Consider the following 4,725-nt stretch of genomic DNA (forward strand, 5'->3'; position numbering starts at 1 on the left):
AAGTCACAACAAGACGTTGGCTGCTCAGCTGTATGGTGAGTTTAAACAGTTTTTCCCAAAGAATTCGGTAAACTACTTTGTGTCGTATTACGATTATCAGCCAGAAGCATTTATCCCTTCGACAAATAACATATATAGAAAAGGAACTTGGCGATAAACGACGAGATCGAGAAGTTACGCCTTGCCACGACATCGGCGCTGATGTCGGGTAGGAGAGATGTCATTGTCGTGTCTTCGGTTTCTTGCATATATGGTATGGGTAATCCGGAAGATTTTTCGCGATCGGTCTTTCGCTTTGGAGTGGGGACACGAATCTCACGCAATGCATTTCTACATAGACTGGTTGAAATCTTGTACTCTCGGACCACGGCAGACTTTAAGCGGGGTAACTTCCGAGTGAAGGGGGATACAGTGGATATATTTCCTGCATATTTGGATACGGCATATCGGGTATCATTCTTTGGTGATGAAATAGATGAGCTATCGGAAATCGATCCAGTAAGTGGAAAGACAATATTAAAGCATGAAGCACTTTCATTGTTTCCGGCGAATCTTTTCGTGACACCAAAAGAGAAATTTACGCAGTCACTATGGGCTATCCAAGAGGAGTTGGTCATGCGCAAGCAGCAACTCGAAGAGGAAGGCAAAATGTTGGAAGCCAAAAGGCTTGAAGAACGTGTAAATTATGATTTGGAGATGTTGCGCGAACTGGGCTATTGTTCGGGAATAGAGAACTATTCTCGCTTCTTTGACGGCCGAAAGCCGGGGATGCGTCCCTTCTGCTTGTTGGACTATTTCCCGGATGACTTCTTGCTTGTTATTGATGAAAGTCATGTCACCCTGCCGCAGCTGAGGGCAATGTATGGTGGAGACAGATCCCGTAAGGTGGCCTTGGTGGAATACGGCTTCCGTCTACCGGCAGCACTGGACAATCGGCCGCTAAACTTTTCCGAATTTGAGTCACTGACAAACCAGACTATATATGTGTCCGCCACACCGGGAGATTATGAGTTGGAAAAGACGGGAGGAGTTGTGATAGAGCAGGTTATACGTCCCACAGGACTTCTGGATCCTGTCATTGAGGTTCGGCCGGCAATCAATCAGGTGGACGACTTCCTTGAAGAAGTGGATAAGACCATCAAGGAGGGAGGACGGGTGCTTGCCACTACGCTTACCAAGCGTATGGCTGAAGAACTTACCAAATATATGTCAAGACTAAATATCAAAGTTAGGTATATCCACTCGGAAGTGAAAACATTAGACCGAGTGGAAATCCTGAGAGGGTTGCGACTGGGTGAATTCGACGTATTGGTGGGAGTTAACCTGTTGCGTGAAGGTCTTGATCTGCCGGAAGTGACATTGGTTGCTATCCTTGATGCTGATAAGGAAGGATTTTTACGTTCGGAGCGCTCTTTGATACAGACTATAGGACGTGCTGCGCGTAATGACAAAGGCCGTGTAATCATGTATGCCGACAAGATTACAGATAGCATGCGCGTGACAATCGACGAAACCAACCGTCGTCGAGAAAAGCAAATCGCGTATAACCTTGAACATGGTATCATCCAAGGACTGTAGGTAAGTCGCGTGAGGAGATTTTGGAACAAACGTCCGTGGCGGACTACAAGCCAGGAGAGCCTAAAGTATATGTAGAGCCGGATATTACAGCTGCGGTGGCGGCAGATCCTTTGATTGAATATATGAGTGAGAAGGATCTGAAAAAGTCTATAGAAACCGTACGTAAACGGATGGAAAAGGCCGCTAAAGATATGGACTTCTTGGAAGCAGCTAAGCTGCGCGATGAAATGTTCGCCTTGGAAGCAGCCTATAAAGAAAGATTTGGATAAAAGAAGCCCCTTTCAGGGGCTTTTTATTTTCTTTCTTGATAAAGCTTGGTATTTTTCATGCTTATCGTCCAACAAAAATTCTCTTTTGCCAAAAGGAATGTTCCATTGGAAAATGTAGAATCGTTTTGTTGAGTAAGGAGGATACTTTCATGCGAAGATGGTACGAAGATTTTCAGCTTTTTTCTGCAAGCTGTCTATGATAAGATATGCTGCCGTGTGATAGGTGTCTGTTGTATTTAAATTTTCCAGAGCTATACCATCTTCAAACAACCGAATACAATCGTTTTTCAGCTGAGACCAAGTGTAACCTGCCGCTATATAGCAGCCATGTTCATCTGTTTGACCTCCAATATTCTGTATGGAATCTTGTGGTTTCACATCGTTGGAGGCAATAGATTGAGTTTTGTTGTTTTGGCAAGCTGATAATGACAGGATGCTTAATACGGTAATAATTACTTTCATAACGCATTGGTTGTTAAAGGTATGACTGCAAAATACGTTCCGAAAATATAGGCTAAATTAAAAATTAAATAGCATTTATTCTTTTTCTAACGTACAATTCTTATGTTTACGTCTTTGATAATGATTTATTATTTTATTTGATAAAGTGTTAATGAAGAAGGGAATTTTAGTAGTGAAATTCGGTTCGGCGTCCGTTACGTCGGATGGAGAGATTGATGAACGTATAATCCTAGAGATTGCGCGGCAGATTTCTGCCTTCAAAAGCAATACAATATTGTGATTGTTTCTTCGGGAGCGGTGGCTGCCGGAAAAAAGTTTATTCCTAAATATAAAGGAACTTTGGAGCAACGTAAGGCTGCCGCGGCCATAGGAAATCCTTTGTTGGTATTAAAATACGCTACTTATTTCAAGCCCTTCCGCATAGCATTAGCACAGAGCCTATGTGAAAGACATCATTTTTCGAACAGGGAACAGTTTTTACAATTGAAAAATACCTATGAGACCTTATGGAAAAATAATATTATTCCTATCGCCAATGAAAATGATGTGGTAAGTAACAAAGAGCTTAAATTCTCGGATAATGATGAGTTAGCTACTTTGATAGCTACGGGTTTTGGTGCCAGCAAGTTGCTGTTCTGTACTACTGTTCCTGGCGTATTGGACGAAAAAGGTACCGTTATCCGTGAGATTCAAGAGATAGATAAAAATATATTGTCTTTAGCACGTAAGGATAAGTCATCGGTAGGTTTGGGTGGTATGACATCTAAGCTGAATTTTGCCCGTCTTGCCACCCAAATGGGAATAGAGGTGGTTATCTTCAATATGGATGGAGATGACCATATTATTAAGGCCGTGAAGGGAGAGGTGGGAACGATATGCCGAGCACAACCCATCAAGGTACCTTCCCGAAGAAAATGGATGGCCAGTGGTAGCTTGATTAAGGGACTGGTAACCGTAGATAAGGGTGCTCTTGCAGCCTTGAAAAGTCGTAAAAGCCTGTTGGCAGTAGGGGTAGTGGATATTGTAGAACATTTTGAGGTCGGTGAAGTGTTTCATATCGCCGACCAGGATGGTACAATCCATGCGGTAGCCAAATCCAAGGTAGACTCATTAACCCTACAGGCAAATCATAGAACCAAAAATGTGGAGATAGCACATGCAGATGATATTGTGCTTATATAAGAATAGGAGGAAGAGCAATGTCAGGAATACAATCACAGCTCATCGCGGCACAAGGAGCTAAGAAGATCATACAGCGCTTGCCGTTAAAAGACAAGCAGGCAATTTTAATAGGAATTTCGGAAAAACTCTTAGACAACATAGACCTTATCCTTGAGGAAAATAAGAAGGATTTGGACCGTATGGATCCAAGTGATGCTAAATATGACAGGTTGTTGTTGACCAAGGAGCGTATTGTGGCTTTGTCCAACAGCGTGCTTGACATCGCCAATCTACCGGATCCTACAGGTGTGGTCCTCTCTTCTAAAACGCTGGACAATGGACTGGAGATTGTTAAGAAAACGGTAGCATTAGGCGTGGTGGGAGTAATCTATGAAGCGCGTCCTAATGTGACCATTGATGTTGCAGCATTATGTATACAATCTGGTAACGTATGTTTACTTCGTGGTGGCTCGGATGCCATCTATACCAACACCTGTTTGGTAAGGCTTATTCAAGAGGTGTTGAAAGAACAAGGAACGGATGTCCATCTGGTTCAGCTACTCCCTACCGACAGGGAGTTGGTGAATGTGCTGCTTACCGCCACACAATATGTGGATATTATCATTCCACGTGGGTCGCAGGCGTTGATCGATTTAGTGCGCGATAATGCCAAGGTACCGGTCATCGAAACGGGAGCCGGTGTGTGCCACACCTATGTAGATAAGACAGCAGATCTAGATAAGGCTGTAGCCGTAGTGGTAAATGCCAAAACTTCCAGACCTTCCGTATGTAATGCATTGGATACCGTGTTGGTCGATAAAGAAGTTGCACAGCCTTTTATACAGAAGTTGATAGAGCCTTTGCTGCCTTTTAAGGTGGAGGTCTTTGCGTCGGATGAGGTTTACGCCTTTTTTGAACAGGCTCGCTATCCTTATCTGGTCCGTGCCCGGGACGAGGATTTCGGGAGGGAGTTTTTGGATTTCAAATGCTCGATAAAAGCGGTTGATGGATTGGACGAAGCTTTAAATCATATTGAAAAATATTCTTCTAAACATTCGGAATGCATTGTTTCGGAGGATTCGGGAAACATAGAGACTTTCTTGGAGTTGGTGGATGCTGCAGCGGTGTATGCTAATGCCTCTACGCGTTTTACAGATGGAGGAGTAGTTTGGTTTAGGAGCTGAAATTAGGTATTTCTAACTCAAAAGTTGCATGCTCGCGGTCCCATTTGCGTTGGAAAGTCTTGCGAACGAAA

4 protein-coding genes and 1 pseudogene are annotated in these 4,725 nt (G+C 43.4%); 4 read left to right on the forward strand and 1 reads right to left on the reverse strand.

What is annotated here, in order from left to right; genetic code table 11:
* Window positions 1-1,847: pseudogene (gene uvrB, locus SD31_RS08405) on the forward strand (excinuclease ABC subunit UvrB); the annotation flags it as partial.
* Between the two features lie 147 nt (window positions 1,848-1,994).
* Here uvrB and SD31_RS08410 read toward each other — a convergent pair.
* Window positions 1,995-2,309, reverse strand: coding sequence for a hypothetical protein (locus SD31_RS08410; RefSeq protein WP_052258823.1), 315 nt, complete (start codon window positions 2,307-2,309; stop codon window positions 1,995-1,997).
* Window positions 2,310-2,460: 151 nt separating this feature from the next.
* Here SD31_RS08410 and SD31_RS20175 point away from each other — a divergent pair, with 151 nt between their 5' ends.
* The 3 genes from SD31_RS20175 to SD31_RS08420 are packed head-to-tail and all read left to right on the forward strand — an operon-like array spanning window position 2,461 to window position 4,654.
* Window positions 2,461-2,589 carry a hypothetical protein gene (locus SD31_RS20175; protein WP_262506595.1) on the forward strand — a complete coding sequence of 43 codons (129 nt, stop codon included), beginning with the start codon at window positions 2,461-2,463 and terminating at the stop codon, window positions 2,587-2,589.
* Complete coding sequence (proB, locus tag SD31_RS08415) at window positions 2,586-3,491, forward strand: glutamate 5-kinase (protein ID WP_231561358.1); 906 nt, start codon at window positions 2,586-2,588, stop codon at window positions 3,489-3,491. The genes SD31_RS20175 and proB overlap by 4 nt, the downstream gene beginning before the upstream one ends.
* A gap of 17 nt (window positions 3,492-3,508) precedes the next feature.
* On the forward strand, window positions 3,509-4,654 hold the full coding sequence (locus SD31_RS08420) for a glutamate-5-semialdehyde dehydrogenase (protein WP_082021881.1): 1,146 nt from the start codon (window positions 3,509-3,511) through the stop codon (window positions 4,652-4,654).
* Window positions 4,655-4,725: the final 71 nt, after the last annotated feature.

The organism is Sphingobacterium sp. T2, assembly GCF_000814685.1.
Classification (GTDB): domain Bacteria; phylum Bacteroidota; class Bacteroidia; order Sphingobacteriales; family Sphingobacteriaceae; genus Sphingobacterium; species Sphingobacterium thermophilum.

Excerpts from the sequence above, each read along its gene's own strand:
- SD31_RS08410 (WP_052258823.1), bottom strand. The coding sequence starts at position 2,309 with ATGAAAGTAATTATTACCGTATTAAGCATCCTGTCATTATCAGCTTGC.
- SD31_RS20175 (WP_262506595.1), top strand. The coding sequence starts at position 2,461 with ATGAAGAAGGGAATTTTAGTAGTGAAATTCGGTTCGGCGTCCGTTACG.
- SD31_RS08420 (WP_082021881.1), top strand. The coding sequence starts at position 3,509 with ATGTCAGGAATACAATCACAGCTCATCGCGGCACAAGGAGCTAAGAAG.